The following is a 21,863-nucleotide window of genomic DNA, read 5'->3' as shown; positions in this document are numbered from 1 at the left end:
AAGGGCGCCGTGGCCTAGGCTGGGACGACGCCCACGCCCGCTCGTCGTGCCCCGTCCGTCCCATCTGGAGGTTAACCGTGGCCAAGGCTGCACCCGAGGAACAACTCCGCCTGCTCGACCTGCAGGCCCTCGATTCGACCCTCAACAAACTCACACGGCAGGCCGGTGCTGCGCGCGGCAATCCCGAGCTCGGCGTCGTCGCCGCCCGGGTCAGTGAGGTCGACGGCGAGCTCGTGCGCGCCACCACCGAGCTGGGCGACCTCCAGCGCGAACTGACGCGTGCGGAGGACGAGGTGCAGTCGGTCGTGAACCGGCTGGAGCGTGACGAGAAGCGGCTGAACAGCGGTACCGGCACCTCGAAGGACCTGACGGCGCTGCAGCACGAGGTCGCGTCCCTGACGAAGCGGCGCTCGGACCTCGAGGACGTCGAGCTGGACGTCATGGAACGGGTGGAGGCGGCACGCACCACGCAGGCCGAGGTGCAGGGCCGCACGGATGCGGTCCGTGCCGAGCTCCGCGCCCTCGAGGAGGCACGCGACATCGAGCTCGCCGACATCGAGCTGCAGCGGGTCGACGTGCAGGCACGCCGCAACGAGCTCGCCTCGACGTTCGACTCCGGGCTCCTGGCCATCTATGAGCGGATCCTCGCCAAGCGCGGCGTCGGTGCCGCCCGCCTGTTCCACGGCAAGTCCGAGGGGTCCGGGATGCAGCTGAGTCCGGGTGACCTCGCCGACATCTCGAGTGCGGCACCCGACGACGTCGTGCTCTGCCCCGACTCCGGGTGCATCCTGGTCCGTTCCGGCGACTGGGGGAACCAGTAGCCGTGACGGAACAGCAGTTGTTCGACCCCCATGCGCGCGACGACCAGGCGACGGCGGGTGCGCCCACGCGGCTCGTCGTCGAGGCGGACGGCGGGTCCCGTGGCAATCCCGGGCACGCCGGGTACGGCGCCCTTGTCCGCGATCCCGACACCGGCCGGATCCTCGTCGAGAAGGCCGCCTACATCGGCAAGGCCTCCAACAACGTCGCCGAGTACTCCGGCCTCGTCTCGGGACTGGAACTGGCACGCGAGATCAACCCCGGCGCGTCCGTGCACGTGAAAATGGACTCCAAGCTCGTGGTCGAGCAGATGTCCGGGCGGTGGCAGATCAAGCACGCCGACATGCGCGTGCTCGCCGCCAAGGCGCGGAAGGTCCTGGATCCCCGCCGGGTGACCTACGAATGGATCCCGCGCGAACGCAACAAGGACGCCGACCGGCTTTCCAACGAGGCGATGGACGCCGGCATGGCCGGCGTCGAGTGGAAGCCGCGCGCTGCGGCGAGACCCGCCGCGGAACCGGAGGCCGCCGCGTCGGAGGAGCTGCCGCGACCGGCGGGCAGGCTCCACCACCTCGAGGTGTGGACCCAGGATCTCGCTTCCGCGGAGAAGAGCCTGGGCTGGCTGCTCGAACGGCTGGGCTTCCCGCGCGGGGAAGCCTGGAAGGACGGTGTCCGCTATGGCTCCGACGAGTTCTACGTCGTCCTGGAGAGCGGACCCGACGTGGTGCCGGGCGGTTCCGACCGCCGTCGTCCCGGGGTGAACCACCTCGCGTTCCGTGCCGGGTCCAGGGCCGACGTCGACCTGCTGGCGCGCCGCGCGGCAAGCCACGGGTGGTCGCTGATATTCGCGGACCGGCACCCGTTCGCCGGCGGACCGGACCACTACGCGGCCTACCTCGAGAACGCCGAGGGCTTCGAAGTGGAGCTGGTCGCGGACTGAGGCTCAGTCGAGCACGATGTCGAGCTGGGCCGGTCTGCGCGCGGTCGCCGGTACGAGCTCCGCCGTCCACTTCTCGCGGGCTGCCCGGAGCAGGGCCTCGGGCGTCGCCGGTACCGCTCCCCGCCGCGTCAGCAGGTGGCGGGCGAGTTCGCCGCGCGTGTGCTTCGCGAAGTGTGAGACGACCGTGCGCTTGCCGCCGCGCACCTGGAACACGTTGACCGCGGCACTCTGCAGCGGTGGGGGAGCCCAGGCCGCCGCGTAGGTGCTCGACCGGCAGTCGACGACCAGCCCGGTTCCCGCGTGCTGCGCCAGGGCGTCACCGAGGTGCTTCCGCCAGTAGCCTGCGAGCCGCCCCGTGCCCGGCAGGTCCACCGACATCGACAGGCGGTACGCAGGGATCGGGTCGCCGAACCCGATGGCGCCCCACAGTGCGGAGACGACGACGCACCACTCGCGGGCCTTGCGCTTCTGCACCGGCGTCAAACCGGCGTACCCGAGGGCGTCGTAGAGGACTCCTGCGTAAACGTCGTGGGCCGGTGCGGCGGGGGCGACCTCGAGCACCAGATTCCGCGCCACATCGGCGGCCAGGGATTCCCCGACGCCGAGCACCGCATGCGCGTCGTCCGCACCGCTGGCGTCCTTCAGGGCGGCGAGGACCGTCCGGCGGGCGGGATTCAGGTCGGGGAAGTGCAGGTTCTCGAGCCGCACCGGGCCGCCCCTGCGGGCGGCGGACTTACCTTCGGACGGGGGAAGCAGGATCAGCACCGATCCACTGTATCCAACCCGTGCAGCCCTTGGCCCCGTGCACCCGGCTCCCGGCCGGGCCGCCTAGAATGGTTCCTGGATGGGTCGACCAGGCGGCCGCGTTGGACGGTGTCCGCACCGCTCCACCGAGGAACGTCCGGGCTCCGCAGGGCAGGGTGGTGGGTAACGCCCACTCGGGGTAACCCGCAGGCCAGTGCCACAGAAAAGAGACCGCTGACCGCTGAGGGCTTCGGTCCTCACGGTCAGTAAGGGTGAAAAGGCGGTGTAAGAGACCACCAGCATGCCGGGTGACCGGCATGGCTCGGTAAACCCCACCCGGAGCAAGGCCAGACAGTGCGCGTTCGAGGGCTGCCCGCCCGAGTGCACGGGTAGGCCGCTGGAGGGCGTCGGTAACGACGTTCGTAGATGGATGGCCGCCACTCGCGCGACGGTAACGTCGCACGATGACAGAACCCGGCGTATCGGTCGACCCATCCCGCACCGGCCCCGGAACGACACTGATTCCGGCGCCTTCTCCGCAAATATCGGTGGTTTACCGCTTTACAAGTGGCCGGTATTCATCATCAGTGAACACGCAGGCCTCCCCATCGGCACTCGAGCACCCGGGCGGCACCCTAGCCTCACCCGAATTACTCGACAGGGAGATCTTCCGGGGCGAACCTTCCGCACTGCTTTTCCGTCTGCTCGTACAGTCTTGCGATGCACTCCTCCAGCTTCACGCGCTCCACCCGGCACTGACCCGGCCGCCCACCTGAACGGCCGGGGGGTCACCATTCTTCACGAGGGCGTACATCTGCAACTGGCTGACGGCGAGTTCCTCGGCGACGTCGGGCAGCGTCATGGAACGGGGGTTGACCGGTTATTGCCTGATCCTAAGGGCACTAAATTCCATCCGCGTCGCGATCGTGTCAGCATTCGTCGATTTGCCGGTAACGGATCTTGTTCGCTGTTCCCATCGCCGAAGGCGCCGTCGAGCACTCAACCCAGTGCACCTACGCGAGCCCTCAACTTCCTACTTCTTGCCTTGCACTGCCTCGGCTACTGACGTAGCTTATGGACACAACAGGATATGGGGTCCTGTTCTTTTTTCTGGGGAAAATATGAAAAAATCAATAGTTGGTCTCTTGGGTGCGCTTTCGCTTGTGCTGGCGGGGCCTCTCGCCTCCGCTCAAGCCATCGTTCCCACCATCACGCCCGCGCAGGTTCAGACCGGTTTCTCCAGTTCCGCCTATGGGTCCTACATCGTCAACAACGACAAATCTCTCGTATCTGGTCCGACCGGGTCCTCGACGATCACATGCACCTCGGCAACCGGCAAGACCGCCACTAACAACGTCGCCGCGGCGAACGTACCGCTGGTCGGCACCGTCGGTGCGGCGAACACGGACATCAAGACACTGCTGACTAGTACCGGCAAGCGGACAGAAGCTACCTCGACGGTTGCAGGGACGAAGCTGCTGGGCGGTCTGATCACCGCCGGCGCTATCACATCCATGAGCACAGCCGATAAGAGTGCCGCCGGCACGTTCTCCGGCACCAACAAGACGTCAATCGCCGACCTTAAAGTGCTGGGGCTGCCCGTCAGCGTCAGTCCTGCACCAAACACAATTATTGACCTTAAGGACCCCTTGCTCGGCTCTATCGGAAAGGTCACGCTGAACGGCCAAGAGAAGAAGTTGGTCAACGGCAAGTACCAAGTTTCCACCACCGCATTGCGGGTCCAGATTCTCAAGGCAGGGCTGCCCGGTCTCAATATCGGCACGGACATACGTATTGGTACCAGTGCGGCCAGTTTGACTCCCCCACAGGGGGGCTTTCTCACGGGTACCGGTTTCAGCACCAAAGCGACCCTGCTCAACGGTCTCGAGGGATCCGGAGCCACAGCACTGGCACAGGTCAAATGCGAAGGGGGGACCAGTGCGGCGAACGTCGCCGGAGTTTCCATTCCTGGTCTCCTGAGCGCAGGCGCCGCTACCACCACGACCTCTGGAGTCCTGACACCCTCCCTCAAAGTCACCGTGACCGACAAGCTGGCGGGGTTGAACGTCCTTGGCGGTCTGATCACGGTTGACGCTATCAAGGCCGAAACCTCGGCTACTCGGGCCCCTTCGGGCGGCACGGTAACCCTTACCGATACCTCGACGTTCACGAACCTCAAGATCAAGGGCTCGGCTAACATCAACGCCACGGTCGCACCGAATACAGTGCTCCAGGTACCAGGCCTCGGCAAAGTCACACTTCACAAGGTGACCAAGACCTCCACTAGTATCTCTGTCACCATGATCGAGGTCGTACTGGATCAAGCTATTGGACCCCTGCCGACGGGCTCGAAGATCGAAATAGGGTACTCGAACTCCGGCGTGCGCAACTAGAACCGGTGCTCTGACCGCAGCAGGGCCGGGGGGGGGGGGGGGGGGGGCCCCCCCCCCGCCCCCCGCCCGGGGGGGGGGGGGGGGGGGGGGGGGCGGCGGGGGGGGGGGGGGCGGGGGGCGGGGGGGGGGGGCGGGGCCCCCCCCCCCGCGCCCCCGCCGGGCGGTGGGGCCCACGCCCCCCGGCCCGCCGCGGCGGGGGGCGGCGGGGGGGGTGCCCCCCCCCCCCCCCGCCCCCGCCCCCCCGGGGGGGGGGGGGGGGGGGGCCCCCCCCCCCCCCCCCGGCCCTGTTAGTGCGAAACCTGGGCTTCCGGCGACGCCGCAAAGTGTCCTTGCTAAAAGCCCACTTCGATTCGCACAATTTAGGCTAACGCGTCGCGGCTCTTCCATATTCAGAATCACCTTTTGTGTCCCCCGTACAATCGCCCCGAGCGTTCGGCGTCAGTCAAAGCGTGAGATGCACTAGCCGTCCTTGTGAAGCCTGCGTTTCTCGAGTTCCCGGCGCCAATTTTGTCCGTATTCACTCACGCCGCGGGGGTCATCGAGTATTCCACCCACTGCACCAGTACGAGCTCATGGGTCCTCTCCGTCGCGAACCCCTTTACTGTCTCAACGACGGACGCCGTGCCAACCTCACCGGGGGCTCGATAAATGTAGCGGATCCTAGTTCGCACCAGTAACTGAGCAGGTCACTCAGGACCGCTTGTCGACGAGTCTGAAGTCACGGCGCGGATGCAGGGTCTGGACCGCCGCGATCCTGGGTGAGCTAAGACATCTGGTTTGGCGTTCCAGGCTTGACGCCGCGATGATTGCAATCATGCGTGGAATAATCCTTGCCGGTGGAACCGGATCCAGACTTCACCCCATAACGCTCGGGGTGAGCAAGCAGCTTGTTCCTGTCTATGACAAGCCGATGATCTACTACCCTCTTTCGACGCTGATCCTCGCCGGGGTCACGGACATCTTGATCATTACTACGCCGCACGACGCTGACCAATTCGAGCGACTGCTGGGCGATGGCAGCCGATTCGGTGTGAACCTCACCTACACCCAGCAGTCTTCACCGGACGGACTCGCTCAGGCGTTCATATTGGGAGCGGAGCACATCGGTAGCGAATCAGTTGCCCTCATCCTCGGCGACAACATCTTCTATGGTCAAGGGTTGGGCACTCAACTGCGAAGATTTTCTGACATTCAAGGGGGAGCGGTCTTCGGCTACTGGGTGTCAGATCCCACGGCGTACGGGGTTGTTGAGTTCGACCGCGACGGGCGAGCAGTGTCGCTCGAAGAAAAGCCACGACGTCCCAAAAGCCACTTCGCCGTACCGGGCCTGTACTTCTACGACAACGACGTCATCAACATTGCCGCTGATCTGAAGCCGTCACCGCGAGGAGAGCTTGAGATCACAGACATCAACCGGGTCTACCTCGAACGGGGGCAGCTGCGGGTCGAGATCCTACCCCGAGGCACGGCCTGGCTCGACACCGGTACCTTCGACTCCCTCAACGAGGCGTCCGAATTCATCCGGACGGTTCAAAAGCGCCAGGGCCTGTCTATTGGTTGCCCGGAAGAAGTCAGCTGGCGCCTTGGAAACCTCACTGACGACCAACTTGTGGAGCTGGCTAGACCTTTAGTGAAGAGCGGGTACGGACAATATCTGATGAGCCTGCTCTAGCCTTTCCAGCGTGCAGCGATGCCCAAAACGGCAGGGTGATAGGAACAGATTTTTGAGTTACGTGAGGAGAACAGTGTGACAAAGCACAAACGCAACGACGAGTGGTACGCGGTACAGCTCCGATTCGTGAAAGAGGACATCGAGAGAGTCGAAAGAGAGATCAACGACGTAGACGTCATGACAGAAGGCCCAGGCCTTACCGATGCGGCGGGCGATGTTGAGGTCGGGGACCTCGTGATGGCTGATCATCTGAAGATGAGGCTCGAGTACCTCAAGGATCAACTGCAGGAACTGACTGCGACCGCTGAGCATCTAGGAGAGAGTTAGACAGCTGGGGCCCTGAGATGTCAGGGCCCAGCCTCAAAAGCAGGATGGGCGTTGCTCGTTAGAGGAAGATCCTGGCCAGCAGCACTTCGAGTGCCGCCGGGTCGATCCGAAAGTCGTTTCTTTGATATAGGGGCTGGGAATTGCTGACCGTGGGGCCCCGCAATTCGAACCAAGGTTGTCCCTTCGAGCTGGCTAGGTCGAAGAAGAAAACGTCGTCCCAGAACTCCGGTATGAGAGGAATTACGATTGTCCGATCCGGGGCGAAGACGATGTTTGTAAGGGCTGACCCGAGTGGCCCCCCAATCGCTTCGCAGGAAGCAAACGCAGTTACCTGCTCAGCGAAAGAGTGCTCGGATGGAACGAACATTTCGAAGCCATACCGCTGAAATAAGTTGAAGACCTCATCTTCGTTATCAATGCGTCTGTTGCCGGTGTCGCTGCGGGTCACATACAGCCGTCTCTTTCCTGACGGCTTTGGGCAGCGCTCAAGCAACTCGTGGTAAGTGCGGGATGCCTCTGGTCGAATAGACCCCCAATTGCCCATGGGGCTGATGTAGTGAAGAGTTTCGACGAACAAGCCCTCAGCCGGAATCACCGACGCGTTACTGAGGTCGACGCCTATAGCGGCGGCCGAATCGCTCATCGTCGCCCACATGCCGCTCTTTGTCGTGGGGTTGACGGACTTCGGGAGCAGCATATCTGCGCCAAACACCTCAGCGGAATACCGCAATTCACGGAGCCTGGGAAGCACTTCGGTCAGCCAATGACCGTAGTATTCGACGCCATAGCGCGCCACCGAGTACTTAGGACGGTCGTCGCTTCTTGCAGCTGAGGACAGGTCGACTTCCCAAGTCCCGTCCTCGTTCGGTGTTAGATGCCGGTGCTTTCGAGGATTCCTCTGAACGTCGCCCTCGACGGTCTCCGCCACAATGGAGTCATCGTGAATTATCACCCCGTCGTCCATGATGTAGGCGTCACGAAGGATTACATGAAGTGTGGGTGAGTAATCTACAGTGCCGCGAGCATAGTTCTTCAATACAACTTTCTTGCGGGGGAAGTCTAAGTTATGAATGTTCGTGTATCCCACCGTGCTCATTCGCTCGACACTGCACTGCGGAAATATCGTCGTTGCGCCAACTTCTCCACGAGCGACCATCTCATGAATGGAGGTCATTTTAAGGCGCATGTCGTCTGTCGCTTTCCTAGGTGCCAAGTGTTCAAAGCTCTAGAGTAGTGGCAGTCCAACCTAGGAAAGAACGGAAGCGCTCCACCCTCGATGCGGAGTCGGTGCGCGTCATCGTCAGACGGCTTGGAGGGGCCGGGCGGATTGCCGCAGGGTAAGAGTAGCGACAAGTGCTTGCGTGTCCACTCGACCACGCCGGGAACGGCGCGCATGCGGGCCAGGCGTTGGGAATCGACTTCGTTGTTGACCGGACGTAGATTGCTTCTTCGTTGGCCCGATTGTCCTTGATCGTGCCGGACGGGATCGTAAAGACGTTCACGGTCTCCGACTCTGATCTGCCGGCGTAAGCACCTTGTCGAGGACGAACTTGATGAGGACGGCGAAGGCGCCGATGATCTTGGCTGCGAGCTGGCCGCCAGTTAGCTTTTGACTGAAATTTTTGGGCACCTAGATGCCCTTTCCCTCGGCCTGCCCTTCTCGCATGGGCCCAGGAGAGGAGCACTACGAGTTAGCAGATGAGGGCAGCGAGCAGGGCGTAACTGAACACGGCGAGGGCTGCTCGCTCGCTGGTTTCGCGGACGGGGCGCTTGTTCGAGGAAGTTGGTGAGAGGCCCGGTGGGAAGAAGTGCAATGCCGGCGACTCCGATACTCAGGCCGATGGTCCAAGTGTTCCCACGCTGCGCTGTTATGACCAGCCCGACGACGCTCAGGAGTGCACCGACCATTGTCACGCTCGCCATGGCGGTCACGATCGTGCCCCGCCATGCCTTGTTCACCATGGTCGATGTAGCATCCATCGAACGGCGGGGCACATGACGCCGAGGCCGCACCTGGGGTGGATGCATGCTCAGTGCACCGGTTTCGTCTCTTGATTGTCCGTATGGTGCGTATGCCCTTATACGGCATCCGTGCGTTTTTCCTCAGAGGAGTTAGGCGCGTAGCGGAGTGCTCGATTTAGGGCCTGAAAGCCTCTCGTAGCTATAATGATCTAGACACGCCGACGACTGCAGGGAATTTAATGGCTACGAATAGGTCCCAGTATGAAGTTGTAGCTAAGTGACAGCTCTCGGCGGAAAGGTATGGTCACCGCCCTCGAAGGAAGCCGCGGCTGACTATCGAAGATTCACGGAGGATTACCCGCAGGATAAGCTCCTCGCCCTCTTTTCTCCTGACAACCTCAAGGGATCTCTGGCTACCGCACCCGGCCCCACCTTCGTAGCATCGGCGCTGATCCGGGCAGTCGAAAATGGGAACAGATTCAGCATGGTTCGAATCAGTGATGGCGAGGGGAATTGCCTCTTCAACTACGACCAGTACCCCGCCCTCCGCGAGTACGTCCTGCACCGAATCTCTTACATGCACTTCGGGGAGGGGACAGTGGCGCTGCGCGCCAGGGACAACTTTTTCGAATACATAACGACGGCGTTGCAATCGGCTGACTTCGTTGGAGTTCCTACGGAAGCCTCCTTGGTGAAAGGCTTCAACACCGACGACGAGGCCTTGGACGTGCGCGCCGTGGTCGGCAATCGCACCGCGGTACTCAAGATTGCTGACCTAGCCAAGCCGGGACAGACGATGATTTCTCCGTGGACGAATCGTGACTTGCTCGGCTACTACGCGAAGATCTTGGGCGGCAGGGAACGTGTGGGCATCGTTTCAAGCTATCCGGAGTTGGGTCCGCTGCTGCAGAAAAAGTTAAGTATTGGTGAAGTGACGCACCACACCATCCCCCGCCAAGCAGTCTTCCTCAAGCCAGCCGACCGAAAGAACTCGTTCCACTATCCCAATGAGTTCGAACGGATCGTGAATGGTCTGGACCCCGTGCCGGGAATGCCGTACATCGTTTCCGCAGGGCTCCTCGCCAAGTACTACTGTCACGTCATCAAGTCACGGGGCGGCGTCGCGATTGATGCTGGTTCCGTCCCTGAGATATGGCTTGGGATCCCTAACCGAGGGCTGGCTCAATCCTTTATAGATCAATGGAAGCTGGTTTAAGTCCCTCGTCGGCAGCGGGGATTTTTTACTGCCGTAGTGCGCGGGAATGGAGACCGTGAGGGACGGATTGCCGGGGTGGACAGTTGCCGGTTGGGCCATGTCGGACGAGACGACGAACTATGCGCGGGCTGACTTTTTCGCTCCATTGGTCAGCCGAATCCCCACGCTGAGGAAGTAGCGCCGGGAGGCCCCGCGTTCGGCGACGCGTGTGGAATTCCGCTGCCTGATTGAGTGCGGGCACCGGAACAGCGGACCGCTCGTATCCCGAGCGGGCGGACGTGAAGAAGCTTGCGGCTGAATGTCAGGGGTACAAGCAAGATCAATAGGGCGAGATTCCCCCTCCATTCGCCAATCATCGGCTCAGTGCCCTCGAACGGGCAATGCTCCATTGCCATCAGCAGCAGCCGGTCGACGGCCTGCGACATTGCGTCGTTCATGTCGTCGTGAGCCCTATTTGGAAACGCCCGGGTCTTTTCGATGAGCTCGTCCACGCCAGGGAGGATCTCGATGGCGGGCAGGGTGACGTTCCCGGACCCGGCGAGCGGGCTGATCGCGGATGCCCGGGCGTACTTGGAACCCTCGGGTTCGATGGGGATGAGCCCCATAGCCTTCTTCCCGAGCGCGTTCATCACTTCGGGCCCGTTCGCCTTGGCCTGGACGAATTTTGCGGCAGCCTGCGGCCACCGGGCCAGCATGGCTTCGATAGCGTACCTGCACTGGTCAAGTTCCGATGCTTTCGCACCGAGTCGAGCAGCTAGGTGTCCACGAAAACGCGGAGCCACACCTGCCTGACGACGTATTCGCTGCTTTTGGTGTCCCTGAATGTGCGGCCCGAGACCGGACGAGTTTGTGGGGCGTCGTGGCCCGCCTCCTTGTCCTGCTCCAGCAGGACGCCAGCGACGTCGCACTGATGCCAACGGTGAGGATGATGATCACCGGAGCCCCGATGTGAGGCGGGCCGACGCTGCGTCGGTCCACCCGTCCCACACGTTCTTCCGGTACGTTTCGGAGCCTGCTTCCTCGCGGTTCTTCGTTGGGTCAACGATGATGAGAATGTCCCCGGGTGGCCTGACACTTCGGCACCGATGCCCACGGACAAAACACCGCCTTCGTGGCCGTCGAGGGTTCATCAGCGCATGGCTTCGTTCTTCGATGCGATCTTCAAGTTGATTTCGTCGCTCGTGGCAATCCGGTTGCGGATGCCCCGGCCGATCCTGTTCGCCGGGTTCTGCGCGTAGGACGCAATTTCCATACGCAGGTTCGGGTTGTGAGTGAGCGCCCAGGTCGGGAGTCGTCCGTGGCTCGGACGCTCTTACCCTCCTGGACTGCCGTGCATACGGTAAGCGGCTGTCGAGGGTGGTAAACGCTATGACGAGAGCGACATCAATGGGGTCGAGGCCCGGTGTCTGCTGGGTCTTTGGGTTTGTCATCAATGCCATCGAACCAGGGTTGCCCCACCTAAATTTCTGTGGCTCGAACTGTAGCGCAGCACACTCAAGCCGAGGGACGCTGACAGGGGCTACATCCTGGACCTGCGCGCTGGCCGGTAGTGTTGAGGTGTTTATAACCGCACCGCTAGGTGCACCGGGGGTTGGGGGAGAATTATGGCCATGGTCAAGTACAACGGGGAGTCTTGGACGATCCAAAAAGCGACTGCGGAGGCCTTGCTCGAGAAGTGCAGCCGCTTCCTCAATAAGGGAGGCGCTGGGTTCGTCGAGGTTCCAAAGGGTAAGGAAATGATGCATCTGCTTGTCGGGCCCGGTGTCACCATGTCAGTAAAATTCACCGAGGCCGAGCTGCAGGGCTAGCCGGTCGAGCGCCACCGAACCTGCGTCTGTCCAGGGAGGTGGTGGTTGGGTAGGTCTCTGGCTGTTTCAGCTGCAGGTCTGGCGGCCAAATCTTTCAGGGGGCTAGTCTCCCGCGCTGGTTCTCCGCCAGGTCATACATCCTGGTGACGCTGGCCTTGAGCTTCACGCGATCTATCCGCCTTAAGCTTCACCCGCCCATCTAAATCGCAGGCGAGCCACCGGACTTCATACGGGTGCACATCTGCGACTGGCTGACGGCGAGGTCCTCGGTGCCGTCGGGCAAAGTCATGCAACCGGGTTGATCGGTCACGATTTGGTCTTGAGGGCACTGAGCTTCATCACCCGTTGCGGGCGAGAGCGTCGGTCCTGGAGCTGCCGGCGCCGAAAGTTAACCTCCGGCAGCCACGCCATGCGAGCCATCGAGTATCCCCCATCGCACATCGACGAATTCACGAGTTCAATTCTTCGTGAAGCCCTTTACGGTCTGGACGACGTTGCCAGAGCTAGGGGAATTCCGCACAGATAAGCGGTGCTTCTGGGTTGTGCGGTGGACGCCCTTCGCCGGCTCCGCAGGACACCCAGGCGGCACTAACCTATTCCGGGAGGGTGTGATCGCATGCCAGCCGGTGCGCCTCTGTCACCTCTGTCACCTCTATTCGGCCGAGCCTAACCACCGTTGGCGACACTCTTGACTAGGATCATCTCGGCCAGAACATCACCACATGGAGGAACCGTTGAAGCGAGCAGCAGCTCTATCGACCGTGGCAGCACTGCTGTTGACAGCATGCGCCGGCACTACCGAACCAGCCGCAGGAGATGCGCAAAGCTTGACTGCCGCCGCGGATGCAGCGACCGCCGCTCCCGACGCCACCGCTCCGTCGATCACGGGGAAGTTCATTTCGCCAATGAAGGTCGACGTCGCTACAGCAGCCGCGACCGTCGAGGTGCGGGTGCAGCTCGCTGACCAAGACGGGATCGAGGATGGCAGCGGGGTGCAGCTCATCCACACGGAGTCCGGAGAGTCGGTGAACGGATCGTTCTCACTGATCGCTGGAGGCGCCCAAGACGGTGCTTGGAAGGCGGAGCTTGAGATACCGAGCGGCAGCGCCGCGGGGCCCTGGGACATCCGCGTGGCCGGCCTGAAAGATAAGGCGGGGAACGAGACGACCGGGGATGCGCTCACAATTGGCTCCTTGGAGGTTCTGTCCAAGTAGGTCCTGCCCTGCGACAAGGACCACCGGCTGCGGCACTGGTAATAACACGTCGAAGCTCGCCGCGTGCGGCGTGGTACCGGTGGCTGTAACTCACCGCCCCGCCGAGGCGTTGGCTTCGGCGCGTCCAACTCCTTGACCTCAGCGCAGTAGCCGCGCCGGATAAGCGGGTGCCGGCCTCCCACACTGCAGTGGCGACTACTCGCTCTTTCCGCAGCATTCGGGCGTACAAACAGGGGAGGGGCTTACTCCCGGCAACTCGAGGGAAATGCGGAGATCAATGGAGATCTTGAAGAAGTGCGTCATGGCCGTCACCCGATGTGTGCGTCGGCTGAGGAACAACCTCGTGGTGCTCGCGGGACCCGACGAACTGTCGTACTGACGCGCTCCCTCCCGTACGGCACGACCCGCCGGCGGATACCGAATCGGCAACAGTCGAGCGTCCGGCGCGTCGCACGTTGTTCCGCGCCGCATGTCGGCCTACTCTATGGGAACCGCCGTGGGTCTCGTACGCAAACGCGACGGTATGAACGGGCCGGCCCACTGCTGGGGCTTCGGGGTTGGCCCGTTCACCTCGGTAACGGCTGTGCCAGGGCGGAAAACGGTCCCCCGTACCCGGTCTCAAGAGGTAGGGGGACCGCCCGGCGTCTATAGCCGCCTCTGGAGGTCATCCACAGCGGTATTGCTGGGGAACGACCGCGGGACGGCCTCCACGCTCCATTTTCCGCTTACCGTCGAGGCTCGGTAATCGGATCGGTCCCCGGTAAGCCAAGGGAGGAATCGGGAACTTTCCGATGGGAGTCCGAATGGTCATTGCCGAAACGAACTATTATCGGTCGTGCTCCTCCGGCGGTCAAGAGCTGCCGAAGTGGAGCCGTGCATTGGACCGTTCCGTCCGGAGACGGCACGCCGCCTCGACTAGGGTGATCGGATGAGCGCTGGCGGTACCGGAGACAGACACCTGCTGGTGCGCAACCGCGACTTCCGCGCCCTCATGGTCTCGAGCACCTCGGGCGTGCTCGGGAACGCCGTGGCAGCCGTCGCGCTGCCGGTGATCGCCGCAGTGGAACTGCAGGCCGGCAACTTCGAGGTCGCGGCGCTCGCCGGGATGACCTTCCTTCCCTGGCTCCTCCTCGGCCTCGTCATCGGCGTATGGGTGGACCGGCTGCCCCGGAAGCCGGTGATGCTCGCCTCGCTCGTCGTGCGGGTCCTCGTGCTCGGTCTCCTGCCCCTTGGGTACTGGCTGGGGTTCCTCAGCGTGCCGCTGCTGTTCGGAACGGCATTCGTCGTGGGAGTGACGTCCGTGTTCTTCCAGCTGGCCGACGCCGCCCTGGTGCAGCAGGCCGTGACGCCGAATGAGCTGATGGAGGGCAACGGGCTCATCACCGGTTCCGGGGCCGCGGCCGACGCGGCGGGTCGCTCCGTCGCGGGGTGGCTCACGAGCTCGGCGGGGGCATCGAACTCCCTGCTCGTCCAGGTGGCGACCTCGATCGTGTCCCTCGTCGCCGTCCAGCGCCTCGACGTCAAGGAGGTGGTGCAGCCGCAGAGCGACCGGAGGATCCTGCGGGAGATGTACGACGGCCTGCGGTACACCTTCAGCACGGGCCCCCTGCGGGCCATCCTCTTCAACGCCGCCCTGTGGAACCTCGGCGGCAACATCGCGGCCTCCCTGCTGGTCCTGCTGGTGCTGAGGACGATCGGGGAATCGGAGGTGTGGCTCGGTCTCCTGTTGGCGGCTGCCTCCCTCGGCGGAGCGGTCGGCGGGGTCACCGCCAATGCGCTCGGGGAGCGTTTCGGCTCCGGCCCGCTCTGGCGCTGGTCGATGGTCCCCGGCGTCCTCGGCTATGCCTCGCTCCTGATCCTCACACCCGGGTGGGGGATGACGTGGGGGATCATCGGGATGTTCGTGATGGGCGCGAGTGTCGCCTGGAACATCGTGGTCGGCTCCAGCTTCCGGCAACGGGTCTGCCCGCCGGGGATGATGGGCCGCCTCGGTGCCGCATCACGGACGGTGAGCTGGGGGATGCTCGCACTGGCGAGCCTGATCGCCGGCATCCTGGCGGAGACCATCGGGATCCGCGAGGGGATCCTCATCGGCGTCGTCATCGCGTGCGGCGCTCCGCTCGTCGCCCTGCTCGGGCCGCTGCGCCGTGTCCGGCGGCTGGAGGACCTCTCCGAGGCTCCCGTGCCCGCCGACACCGCCGATCGTCTCGGCGCGTCCGAGAACGCCTGACCGGGATGAGCGGGCCCACGCGGGACCGGTGTCCTAGTGGCCGAACGGGTCGGGATCGACGCCGGGCATCCAGGTGAGCCCGGGCACGCCCCACCCGTGGTTCTTGAGGGCTTTCTTGGCCTTCCTGGACTGCCGGTTGTCGAGGCGGTCGACGTACAGCTTCCCGTCCAGGTGGTCGTACTCGTGCTGCATGCACCGGGCGAACCAGCCCGTCGCCTCGAACTCGACCGGGGCTCCGTCGCCGTCGAACCCGGAGACCCGTGCCCAGTCGGCGCGCTTGAGCGGGAACGCCTCCCCGGGGACGGAGAGGCAACCTTCGGACTCCTCGTCCGGGTCCGGATCGGATCCGGGCACCTTCGAGGTCACGAGCGTCGGATTGACGAGCACGCCGCGCGGGGCGACGCCGTCGTCGTTCTCCATGCCGTAGACGAAGATGCGCAGTCCCACGCCGATCTGCGGCGCCGCGAGGCCCACGCCGTTGGCGACGTCCATGGTCTCGAACATGTCGGCGATCAGCGTGCGCAGCTCGTCGTCGAAGGCCTCGATCGGCTGGGCACGCCGATGGAGGACCGGTTCGCCCGTGATGGTGATGGGGTGGACAGCCATGGGACCTACCTGTTCTGCGTGGGGCGGCCGGCGATCGACCGCCCGATGGACTCGCGCATGATCTCGCTCGTGCCGCCGAAGATGGTCAGCAGCCGCGCGGCCAGGAAGGCCTGCGACACCGGATACTCGAGGATGTAGCCGTAGCCGCCGTGCAACTGCAGGCACCGGTCCGTGATGGACTTGGCCCGCTCGCTCGCCCACAGCTTGGCCTGCGCGGCGGCCGTGGGGGTGAGCGATCCGGCGTTGAAGGCCAGCACCGCCCGGTCGACGAAGGTCTCGGTCACCTCGACCTCCGTCAGGATATCGGCGAGGACGTGGCGCGTGGCCTGGAAGTCGAGCACACGCTCGCCGAAGGCACTCCGGTCGGTCACGTACCGCACCGTCTGCTCGTAGGTGGCACGTGCGAGGGCTGCGGCCGCGACGGCGATGCCGAGGCGGCCCTGGGGTATCTGTTCGAGGCTGTAGCGGAGACCCTGTCCCACCTCACCGACGAGATCGGCGCCGGGCACGCGCACATTGTCGAAGAACAGCTCGGCGGTGTCGGAGGCCCGCAGCCCCATCTTGTCCAGTTGGCGGCCGGGGGTGTACCCCTCGCCCCTGCGCACCATGAATAGGGAGAAGGAGTCGCTGGAGCCGCGACCCGAGCTGCCGTCCGTGCGGGCGAGGACGAGTGAGGCATCACCGCTGATGCCGTTGCCGATGAAGACCTTCTGCCCCGTGATGAGCCAGTCGTCGCCGTCACGCACCGCCTTGGTGCGGATGCCGCGGAGGTCGCTGCCGGCGCCGGGCTCGGTCCACGCGCAGGACGTCACGATCTCGCCCGAGACCATGCCCGGCAGCCAGCGCTCCTTGAGGTCGTCGGAGCCGTGGGCCAGCAGGTGCGGCAGGACGAGGTCGTCATGCAGGTGGAAGGCGAGTCCGACGGCGAGATGGTTGCTGCGGGCGAATTCCTCGTCGAGCACGGCGCGGAACCGGTAGTCCGGCATCCCTGCGCCGCCGAACTCCTCGGGGACGGCCAGTCCGAGCAGTCCCTGCTCTCCCGCCGCCGTCCACACCGACCGGTCCATCATGTGCTGCTGGTCCCAGCCCGCGTAGTGGGGGGCGACGGCGCGTTCGTTGAATTCGCGGGCGACATCGCGGAAAAGCTCGTGATCTTCTTCGAACACCGTGCGTTCCATCGTTCTTGGTCCTTCGTTGCTGTCGACCGGAGGATCACGCAGACCGTCATGGCTGCCCTCCGGGGCGGGCGTGCTGGGCCGGAAATACGTATGCCGTCCCGGACGGTCTCCGGGACGGCATAGGTGGCCAGGGTCTTCCCTGGCAACTGAGGGTGAGTAACGGGGGTTGAACCCGCGACCTCCTGGACCACAACCAGGCGCTCTGCCAACTGAGCTATACCCACCATGTGTCTTCGCCGCCAGCCAGACCGAGGATCTCCGGCCAGGCTGTCTGCGAAAGGCAGCGGATACAAGTTTACACACTTTTTCCCGTGCTCCGGACCGCCGGTGGAGCGGGGGAGCGCAGGGCGTCAGGGAGCGATCGTGCGGGCGATGGCCTTGCTGGTCGCGGAATCGGGTCCGGGCGCGGGAACGAAGACGGCGGCACGGTAGTAGCGCAACTCCCGGATCGAGTCCTCGATGTCGCCCAGGGCGCGGTGCCCACCGGTCTTCGCCGGGGCCTGGAAGTAGGCGCGGGTGTACCAGCGGCGCGCCAGTTCCTTGATGGTCGACACATCGATGATCCGGTAGTGCAGGTGGTCGACGACGCTCGGCATGTCACGCACGAGGAAGTTCCGGTCCGTGCCCACGGAATTACCGGCGAGCTGGGCCTTGCGCGGCTCCGGCACCCATGTCCGGATGTAGTCGAGGACCTGCTGCTCGGCCTCCGCCATGGGGATGCCGCCGTCGAGCTCCTCGAGCAGGCCCGACGTCGTGTGCATGTTCCGCACGAAGTCGCCCATCTGGGCCAGGGCCTCGGGCGTGGGCTTGATCACCACGTCCACGCCGTCGCCCAGGATGTTGAGTTCGGCGTCGGTGACGAGGACGGCGACCTCGATCAGGGCGTCGTTCACGAGGTCCAGCCCCGTCATCTCGCAGTCGATCCAGACGATGTGTTCACTCGATATCGGCATCCGACCAATGTACCGCCCGGTAGGGACGCTTCCCGGCGGCGGGAACCGCGGTGTCGGCCCACGTGTCGACCCCCCCGTGTCGGCCCACGCATCGGCGGCCCTGTCGACGGGGATGGGCCCTGTGCCCTTCCCCGGCAGCCCCTGGTGCCGGTGCTAATATTCGAACAGTTCGCTCAGGGCTGCGGGGAGATCTGGGTAACCCTGCTGCTTCCGGCCAGGGCACCGCTCTGCGGTATGCCCGCCGTCCAGCCCCCGGCTGACGGCCTGAGGACATGGGCGTTCCCGCCCCTTCTGCTTGCCGACGATTGGATTTCCCAGATGCCCGCCCAGGTCCCGCTCACCGAGGTCGAGACGCAGCCGGGCCCGCATCATCCCAATGTCGCCGTGGTGCAGGGGTTCATCGGATCCCTGCTGATGTGGATGGGGTCGCTCGGCGTCGGCTGGCTCTCCCTCGCCTCGGCGGAGCTCCGCCGCAACCCCGTGATCATCTGGCTCCGTTTCGAGCCGGCCGGTGCCGTGCTGTCCGTGCTGCTCCTGGCGCTGGGCGGCATGCTCCTGATCCGGGCGTGGCTCCGGCTGGGCCAGCGGCTCAACGGCTGGTCGGATGAGACCCGCCCGTACCTGCTCCGGGCGATCATCGCGTGGACGATCCCGCTCGCAGCCGCGCTGCCGCTGTTCAGCCGGGACGTCTTCGCCTACATCGCCCAGGGCCAGGTCATGGTGGCCAAGCTGAATCCCTACGTGGACGGCTACTCCCAGATCTCCAACTATCTGCAGATCGGCGCCGACGATCTCTGGGCGCAGAGCCCCACGCCCTACGGGCCGGTCTTCCTCTGGATCGAGGAGGGGATCGTCCGCATCACGGGCGGGCACCCGGACACCTCGATCATCCTGTTCCGGGTCGTCGCCCTCATCGGTGTGGCCCTCTGCGTCTACATCGTCCCGAAACTCGCGGAGCTCCACTCCATCAATCCGAACCGCGCGCTCTGGCTCTCCGTCGCCAACCCGCTGTTCCTGATCAACTTCGTCGCCGCCATCCACAACGATTCCCTGATGATCGGACTCGCACTCGCCGGGCTGTACCTCGCGGCGACGAAGCGGCCGCTCCTGGGCATCCTGCTGATCACCCTGTCCGTCGGCATCAAGCCGATCACCCTGATCTTCCTGCCGTTCGTGGGGCTGATGTGGGCGGGCAAGGGTGCGTCCTGGCCGAGGCGGTTCCTCTACTGGTTCCTCACGGCCGGACTGTCCCTCGGCATCCTGTGGGTCATGGGCCTCGTGAACACCTTCGGGTTCGGCTGGGTGGGCGCGCTCAGCACTCCCGGCAGCGTCTGGATCTGGTACGCGCCGATCGGGTTCATCGGGCTGGTCATCGCGACGCTCGGCGACGCCGTCGGCCTTCCCGGCTGGGACCTCGCCGGCGTGTTCCACACCTTGGCGCGGCTGGGCTCGCTGGTGATCATCGCGCTCCAGATCTTCCGCGGCGACCACAGCCGGCTGGTCCGCCGGCTCGCCATAGCATTCGCGGCCGTCGTCGTCCTCTCGCCGATGATCCAGTCCTGGTACGTGGTGTGGCTCATCCCGCTGTTCGCGGTCACGGGGATCCGGAACGACTGGCAGGTGAAGTTCCTCTACCTCACGGTGGCCTTCTTCATGGTGTATGCCATCACGGACCAGCTGGACATCTTCCCGTACTTCGACCTCAGCCTGATGATGGCACGCCAGGTGGCAGCCGTCGTCGCGCTCGGATTCGCGCTCTACCTCGTCTTCGTGGACCGCAGCACGAAGGTCCTGTTCCGCCGTCGTTACCGCCCGCTGTCACCCGGGCAACTGCGCTGACTTGCCCGCGCAGCGAACCCGCCGTACCGCCCTCCGTCGGATTCCGGCATGCGGTACGGGCGATGAGCGGCAATACTATGCAGATGATTGAAACAGGAACGACGACGTACAGCGGCGAGTTCGAGATCACCGCCTGGGACGCCGAACCCTACTCGGAGCCCGGCAGCACCGGAGAACTGTCACGCGTGCGCGCCGCGAAGGTGTTCGAGGGGGAGATCAGCGGCACGAGCACCGCGGAACTGCTGATGGCCGGGAACGACGTCGGCGCAGGCTATGTGGCGTCCGAACAGTTCGTCGGGACGGTGGGGGACAGGACCGGCTCGATGACCGTCCAGCACTGGGGTGTCGCCGAAGGAGCCGACGCGGCCAGTTCGGGGCACATCATCCCCGGCTCGGGGACGGAGGGACTCCGGGGTATCTCGGGCAAGGCGATCTACTCGCAGGATCCGGACGGCCAGCATCGCCTCGAGCTGAGGGTGGCCTTCGCCGAGGACGAGGCATAGCGTTCCCCAGGGCCGCCGTCCGCGGGCCTGGGACGGGCCGGAACGGCCCATAGTAAACTGGACGGACTGCCTCCGTAGCTCAGGGGATAGAGCAGGGGCCTTCTAATCCTCTGGTCGCAGGTTCGAATCCTGCCGGGGGCACGGGAGAAGGGCCGGACACCATGGTGTCCGGCCCTTTCCCGTCCCGCCTGTGATGCTCGGTGGCGGGCGCCTGCCTAGGGGCGGTTGCCCGTGTCGAAGTTCTCGTCGTACACGCGTCCGGCCTCCTGCAGGAGGTCCCCGTGCAGCCTGCCGAGGGGTTTCACGTCGGCGAGCAAGGGCTCGCAATCCGGGCCGCGTCCCACGCACGATCCGGTGAGCACCCAGGGGAAGCGCTCCTCGTCCTCCGCCAGATGCCGGTACTGGCAGATCTGCCGTGCCAGCCAGTCCTCCAGGGGCCGCGTCCACCACTCCTCGGGTGTCAGCGGATTGACGGACAGGCCCGGCAGGGCGAGTCCGCTCTCCCCGTCCCTGCTGTTCGAGTCGCGGTCGGCCTCGAAGCCGCACGAATAACGCAGGTACACCGTCTCCGAGCCCTGGACGAGATCAACCAGCTCGCGGAGCGTGCCGATCATGCGCTGGTGGGTTGCTGTGGCCTGGGGCGGTGATGCGGTGTCCATACCTCCACGCTAGGAATCCCGGTCCGACCGCCTCAAGGAGTAATTGGTACTCCTGCCGGGCTTCCGCTCCGCCCCCCGGTGATCTAGGCGTTGTCCACATAGGACGGGTCCGGCCTCCGCCCCGGTGTCGGCCCCTCGAGACTTGAGCCGGGCGGGAAGGTACCGCCGCCCTCGACACCACCGGAAGGACGAATCATGACCGACATCATCACTGTGCGGGGCTACGTGGCGACCGACGTGCGCCTCACCCTGGCCCAGAGCGGGCTGCCCATCGCAGGATTCCGCATGTGCTCCACCGAACGCCGGTTCGACAAGGAAACCAACGCGTGGGTCGATGGCCACACCAACTGGTATTCCGTCTCGATGTTCCGTCAGCTCGCCACCAACGCCGGAGCGAGCATCAGGAAGGGCGACCGCGTGATCGTCACCGGGCGACTGAAGATCCGCCCGTGGATCAACGCGGAAGGACGGACCGGCACGTCCGTCGAGATCGATGCGGACACCGCCGGCCACGACCTGATGTGGGGCACCGCGAACTTCCGGCGGACAGCCGCGGACCGTTCCGAGGCGCAGCCCGGCGTCGGCGGGGACGAGCAGACGGCGGACATCCCGGGGGATGACGGCGTCCCCGACGGAGTCGACGCCGCCACCGGCGAGGTGTACGGCGCTCCCGCCGCCAGAGCATCCTCGGACGACGACGCAGGACAGCTCGCGGAGGGGGTGGCGGCCGGATCGGGTGGTGGAGCGGACACGGTCAACCGGACCGAGGTGCTGGAGGAGGCGTCCGCGCCGTTCTAGCG

The 21,863-nt window shown here is 64.7% G+C and carries 21 protein-coding genes, 2 tRNA genes and 1 other RNA gene; 14 read left to right on the top strand and 10 right to left on the bottom strand.

Annotated features, from left to right (window positions below; genetic code table 11):
• The first annotated feature begins 77 nt into the window (after window positions 1-77).
• Complete coding sequence (locus AC0Z9V_RS03160; protein ID WP_485140675.1) at window positions 78-821, top strand: zinc ribbon domain-containing protein; 744 nt, start codon at window positions 78-80, stop codon at window positions 819-821.
• 2 nt (window positions 822-823) lie between these two features.
• A complete protein-coding gene (locus AC0Z9V_RS03155) occupies window positions 824-1,759 on the top strand; it encodes a reverse transcriptase-like protein (protein ID WP_485140674.1) in 936 nt (311 codons plus the stop codon).
• A 3-nt stretch (window positions 1,760-1,762) separates the two neighbouring features.
• On the opposite strand, the gene AC0Z9V_RS03150 is transcribed toward AC0Z9V_RS03155, so the two are convergent.
• The gene (locus tag AC0Z9V_RS03150) at window positions 1,763-2,524 is read right to left on the bottom strand and encodes a YaaA family protein (RefSeq protein ID WP_485140673.1); all 762 of its coding nucleotides are present in this window, start codon (window positions 2,522-2,524) and stop codon (window positions 1,763-1,765) included.
• 80 nt (window positions 2,525-2,604) lie between these two features.
• On the opposite strand from AC0Z9V_RS03150, the gene rnpB reads away from it, so the two are divergent.
• Window positions 2,605-3,001, top strand: an RNA gene (rnpB, locus tag AC0Z9V_RS03145) — RNase P RNA component class A.
• 238 nt (window positions 3,002-3,239) lie between these two features.
• On the opposite strand, the gene AC0Z9V_RS03140 is transcribed toward rnpB, so the two are convergent.
• Window positions 3,240-3,365 carry a helix-turn-helix transcriptional regulator gene (locus AC0Z9V_RS03140; RefSeq protein ID WP_485140672.1) on the bottom strand — a complete coding sequence of 42 codons (126 nt, stop codon included), beginning with the start codon at window positions 3,363-3,365 and terminating at the stop codon, window positions 3,240-3,242.
• A gap of 259 nt (window positions 3,366-3,624) precedes the next feature.
• On the opposite strand from AC0Z9V_RS03140, the gene AC0Z9V_RS03135 reads away from it, so the two are divergent.
• The 3 genes from AC0Z9V_RS03135 (at window position 3,625) to AC0Z9V_RS03125 (ending at window position 6,895) form a co-directional block, all read left to right on the top strand.
• Entirely contained in the window at window positions 3,625-4,896 is a 1,272-nt protein-coding gene (locus tag AC0Z9V_RS03135; protein ID WP_485140671.1) for a choice-of-anchor P family protein, read from the top strand.
• Window positions 4,897-5,710: 814 nt separating this feature from the next.
• Window positions 5,711-6,568, top strand: coding sequence for a glucose-1-phosphate thymidylyltransferase RfbA (gene rfbA, locus AC0Z9V_RS03130; protein WP_485141268.1), 858 nt, complete (start codon window positions 5,711-5,713; stop codon window positions 6,566-6,568).
• Between the two features lie 75 nt (window positions 6,569-6,643).
• A complete protein-coding gene (locus AC0Z9V_RS03125; protein ID WP_485140670.1) occupies window positions 6,644-6,895 on the top strand; it encodes a hypothetical protein in 252 nt (83 codons plus the stop codon).
• A gap of 58 nt (window positions 6,896-6,953) precedes the next feature.
• Here the strand turns inward: AC0Z9V_RS03125 and AC0Z9V_RS03120 are convergent, their stop codons facing one another.
• On the bottom strand, window positions 6,954-7,991 hold the full coding sequence (locus tag AC0Z9V_RS03120) for a glycosyltransferase family 61 protein (RefSeq protein WP_485140669.1): 1,038 nt from the start codon (window positions 7,989-7,991) through the stop codon (window positions 6,954-6,956).
• Window positions 7,992-9,134: 1,143 nt separating this feature from the next.
• On the opposite strand from AC0Z9V_RS03120, the gene AC0Z9V_RS03115 reads away from it, so the two are divergent.
• Window positions 9,135-10,073 (top strand): hypothetical protein, encoded by a 939-nt coding sequence (locus tag AC0Z9V_RS03115; RefSeq protein WP_485140668.1) that lies wholly within the window; start codon window positions 9,135-9,137, stop codon window positions 10,071-10,073.
• A 149-nt stretch (window positions 10,074-10,222) separates the two neighbouring features.
• Here AC0Z9V_RS03115 and terL read toward each other — a convergent pair whose 3' ends face one another.
• Both terL and AC0Z9V_RS03105 read right to left on the bottom strand, forming a co-directional pair.
• Window positions 10,223-10,768 (bottom strand): phage terminase large subunit, encoded by a 546-nt coding sequence (gene terL, locus AC0Z9V_RS03110; RefSeq protein WP_485140667.1) that lies wholly within the window; start codon window positions 10,766-10,768, stop codon window positions 10,223-10,225.
• A 434-nt stretch (window positions 10,769-11,202) separates the two neighbouring features.
• Window positions 11,203-11,325: a hypothetical protein gene (locus AC0Z9V_RS03105; protein WP_485140666.1), complete on the bottom strand. Its 123-nt coding sequence runs from the start codon at window positions 11,323-11,325 to the stop codon at window positions 11,203-11,205.
• Window positions 11,326-11,683: 358 nt separating this feature from the next.
• On the opposite strand from AC0Z9V_RS03105, the gene AC0Z9V_RS03100 reads away from it, so the two are divergent.
• From AC0Z9V_RS03100 to AC0Z9V_RS03090, 3 genes are all read left to right on the top strand, one after another.
• Entirely contained in the window at window positions 11,684-11,881 is a 198-nt protein-coding gene (locus tag AC0Z9V_RS03100) for a hypothetical protein (protein WP_485140665.1), read from the top strand.
• 827 nt (window positions 11,882-12,708) lie between these two features.
• Complete coding sequence (locus AC0Z9V_RS03095) at window positions 12,709-13,095, top strand: hypothetical protein (protein WP_485140664.1); 387 nt, start codon at window positions 12,709-12,711, stop codon at window positions 13,093-13,095.
• Window positions 13,096-14,023: 928 nt separating this feature from the next.
• Window positions 14,024-15,325, top strand: a complete 1,302-nt coding sequence (locus tag AC0Z9V_RS03090) for an MFS transporter (protein ID WP_485140663.1) — start codon at window positions 14,024-14,026, stop codon at window positions 15,323-15,325.
• A gap of 33 nt (window positions 15,326-15,358) precedes the next feature.
• Here AC0Z9V_RS03090 and def read toward each other — a convergent pair whose 3' ends face one another.
• The 4 genes from def to orn form a co-directional block, all read right to left on the bottom strand.
• Complete coding sequence (gene def, locus AC0Z9V_RS03085) at window positions 15,359-15,931, bottom strand: peptide deformylase (protein ID WP_485140662.1); 573 nt, start codon at window positions 15,929-15,931, stop codon at window positions 15,359-15,361.
• A 5-nt stretch (window positions 15,932-15,936) separates the two neighbouring features.
• Window positions 15,937-17,109 carry an acyl-CoA dehydrogenase family protein gene (locus AC0Z9V_RS03080; RefSeq protein ID WP_133080649.1) on the bottom strand — a complete coding sequence of 391 codons (1,173 nt, stop codon included), beginning with the start codon at window positions 17,107-17,109 and terminating at the stop codon, window positions 15,937-15,939.
• Window positions 17,110-17,260: 151 nt separating this feature from the next.
• A tRNA-His gene (locus AC0Z9V_RS03075) sits at window positions 17,261-17,333 on the bottom strand.
• Between the two features lie 126 nt (window positions 17,334-17,459).
• Window positions 17,460-18,062: an oligoribonuclease gene (gene orn / locus AC0Z9V_RS03070; protein WP_208741325.1), complete on the bottom strand. Its 603-nt coding sequence runs from the start codon at window positions 18,060-18,062 to the stop codon at window positions 17,460-17,462.
• A gap of 318 nt (window positions 18,063-18,380) precedes the next feature.
• Here orn and mptB point away from each other — a divergent pair, with 318 nt between their 5' ends.
• From mptB to AC0Z9V_RS03055, 3 genes are all read left to right on the top strand, one after another.
• Complete coding sequence (mptB, locus tag AC0Z9V_RS03065) at window positions 18,381-19,901, top strand: polyprenol phosphomannose-dependent alpha 1,6 mannosyltransferase MptB (RefSeq protein ID WP_485140661.1); 1,521 nt, start codon at window positions 18,381-18,383, stop codon at window positions 19,899-19,901.
• 83 nt (window positions 19,902-19,984) lie between these two features.
• Complete coding sequence (locus AC0Z9V_RS03060; protein WP_133080647.1) at window positions 19,985-20,404, top strand: DUF3224 domain-containing protein; 420 nt, start codon at window positions 19,985-19,987, stop codon at window positions 20,402-20,404.
• 68 nt (window positions 20,405-20,472) lie between these two features.
• A tRNA-Arg gene (locus AC0Z9V_RS03055) sits at window positions 20,473-20,545 on the top strand.
• A gap of 74 nt (window positions 20,546-20,619) precedes the next feature.
• On the opposite strand, the gene AC0Z9V_RS03050 is transcribed toward AC0Z9V_RS03055, so the two are convergent.
• On the bottom strand, window positions 20,620-21,063 hold the full coding sequence (locus AC0Z9V_RS03050; RefSeq protein ID WP_133080646.1) for a DUF6098 family protein: 444 nt from the start codon (window positions 21,061-21,063) through the stop codon (window positions 20,620-20,622).
• 195 nt (window positions 21,064-21,258) lie between these two features.
• Here AC0Z9V_RS03050 and ssb point away from each other — a divergent pair, with 195 nt between their 5' ends.
• Window positions 21,259-21,861 (top strand): single-stranded DNA-binding protein, encoded by a 603-nt coding sequence (ssb, locus tag AC0Z9V_RS03045; protein ID WP_485140660.1) that lies wholly within the window; start codon window positions 21,259-21,261, stop codon window positions 21,859-21,861.
• Window positions 21,862-21,863 lie beyond the last annotated feature (2 nt).

It is taken from the genome of Arthrobacter sp. UYP4 (assembly GCF_057291175.1).
Note: the sequence above shows the minus strand (reverse complement) of the source record. Positions and strands in the feature narration are given on the sequence as shown.

Excerpts from the sequence above, each read along its gene's own strand:
- AC0Z9V_RS03080 (WP_133080649.1), bottom strand. The coding sequence starts at position 17,109 with ATGGAACGCACGGTGTTCGAAGAAGATCACGAGCTTTTCCGCGATGTC.
- AC0Z9V_RS03060 (WP_133080647.1), top strand. The coding sequence starts at position 19,985 with ATGATTGAAACAGGAACGACGACGTACAGCGGCGAGTTCGAGATCACC.
- AC0Z9V_RS03135 (WP_485140671.1), top strand. The coding sequence starts at position 3,625 with ATGAAAAAATCAATAGTTGGTCTCTTGGGTGCGCTTTCGCTTGTGCTG.
- AC0Z9V_RS03100 (WP_485140665.1), top strand. The coding sequence starts at position 11,684 with ATGGTCAAGTACAACGGGGAGTCTTGGACGATCCAAAAAGCGACTGCG.
- orn (WP_208741325.1), bottom strand. The coding sequence starts at position 18,062 with ATGCCGATATCGAGTGAACACATCGTCTGGATCGACTGCGAGATGACG.
- mptB (WP_485140661.1), top strand. The coding sequence starts at position 18,381 with ATGCCCGCCCAGGTCCCGCTCACCGAGGTCGAGACGCAGCCGGGCCCG.
- AC0Z9V_RS03050 (WP_133080646.1), bottom strand. The coding sequence starts at position 21,063 with ATGGACACCGCATCACCGCCCCAGGCCACAGCAACCCACCAGCGCATG.
- AC0Z9V_RS03140 (WP_485140672.1), bottom strand. The coding sequence starts at position 3,365 with ATGACGCTGCCCGACGTCGCCGAGGAACTCGCCGTCAGCCAGTTGCAG.
- AC0Z9V_RS03090 (WP_485140663.1), top strand. The coding sequence starts at position 14,024 with ATGAGCGCTGGCGGTACCGGAGACAGACACCTGCTGGTGCGCAACCGC.
- def (WP_485140662.1), bottom strand. The coding sequence starts at position 15,931 with ATGGCTGTCCACCCCATCACCATCACGGGCGAACCGGTCCTCCATCGG.
- rfbA (WP_485141268.1), top strand. The coding sequence starts at position 5,711 with ATGCGTGGAATAATCCTTGCCGGTGGAACCGGATCCAGACTTCACCCC.
- terL (WP_485140667.1), bottom strand. The coding sequence starts at position 10,768 with ATGCTGGCCCGGTGGCCGCAGGCTGCCGCAAAATTCGTCCAGGCCAAG.
- ssb (WP_485140660.1), top strand. The coding sequence starts at position 21,259 with ATGACCGACATCATCACTGTGCGGGGCTACGTGGCGACCGACGTGCGC.
- AC0Z9V_RS03105 (WP_485140666.1), bottom strand. The coding sequence starts at position 11,325 with ATGGAAATTGCGTCCTACGCGCAGAACCCGGCGAACAGGATCGGCCGG.
- AC0Z9V_RS03120 (WP_485140669.1), bottom strand. The coding sequence starts at position 7,991 with ATGAGCACGGTGGGATACACGAACATTCATAACTTAGACTTCCCCCGC.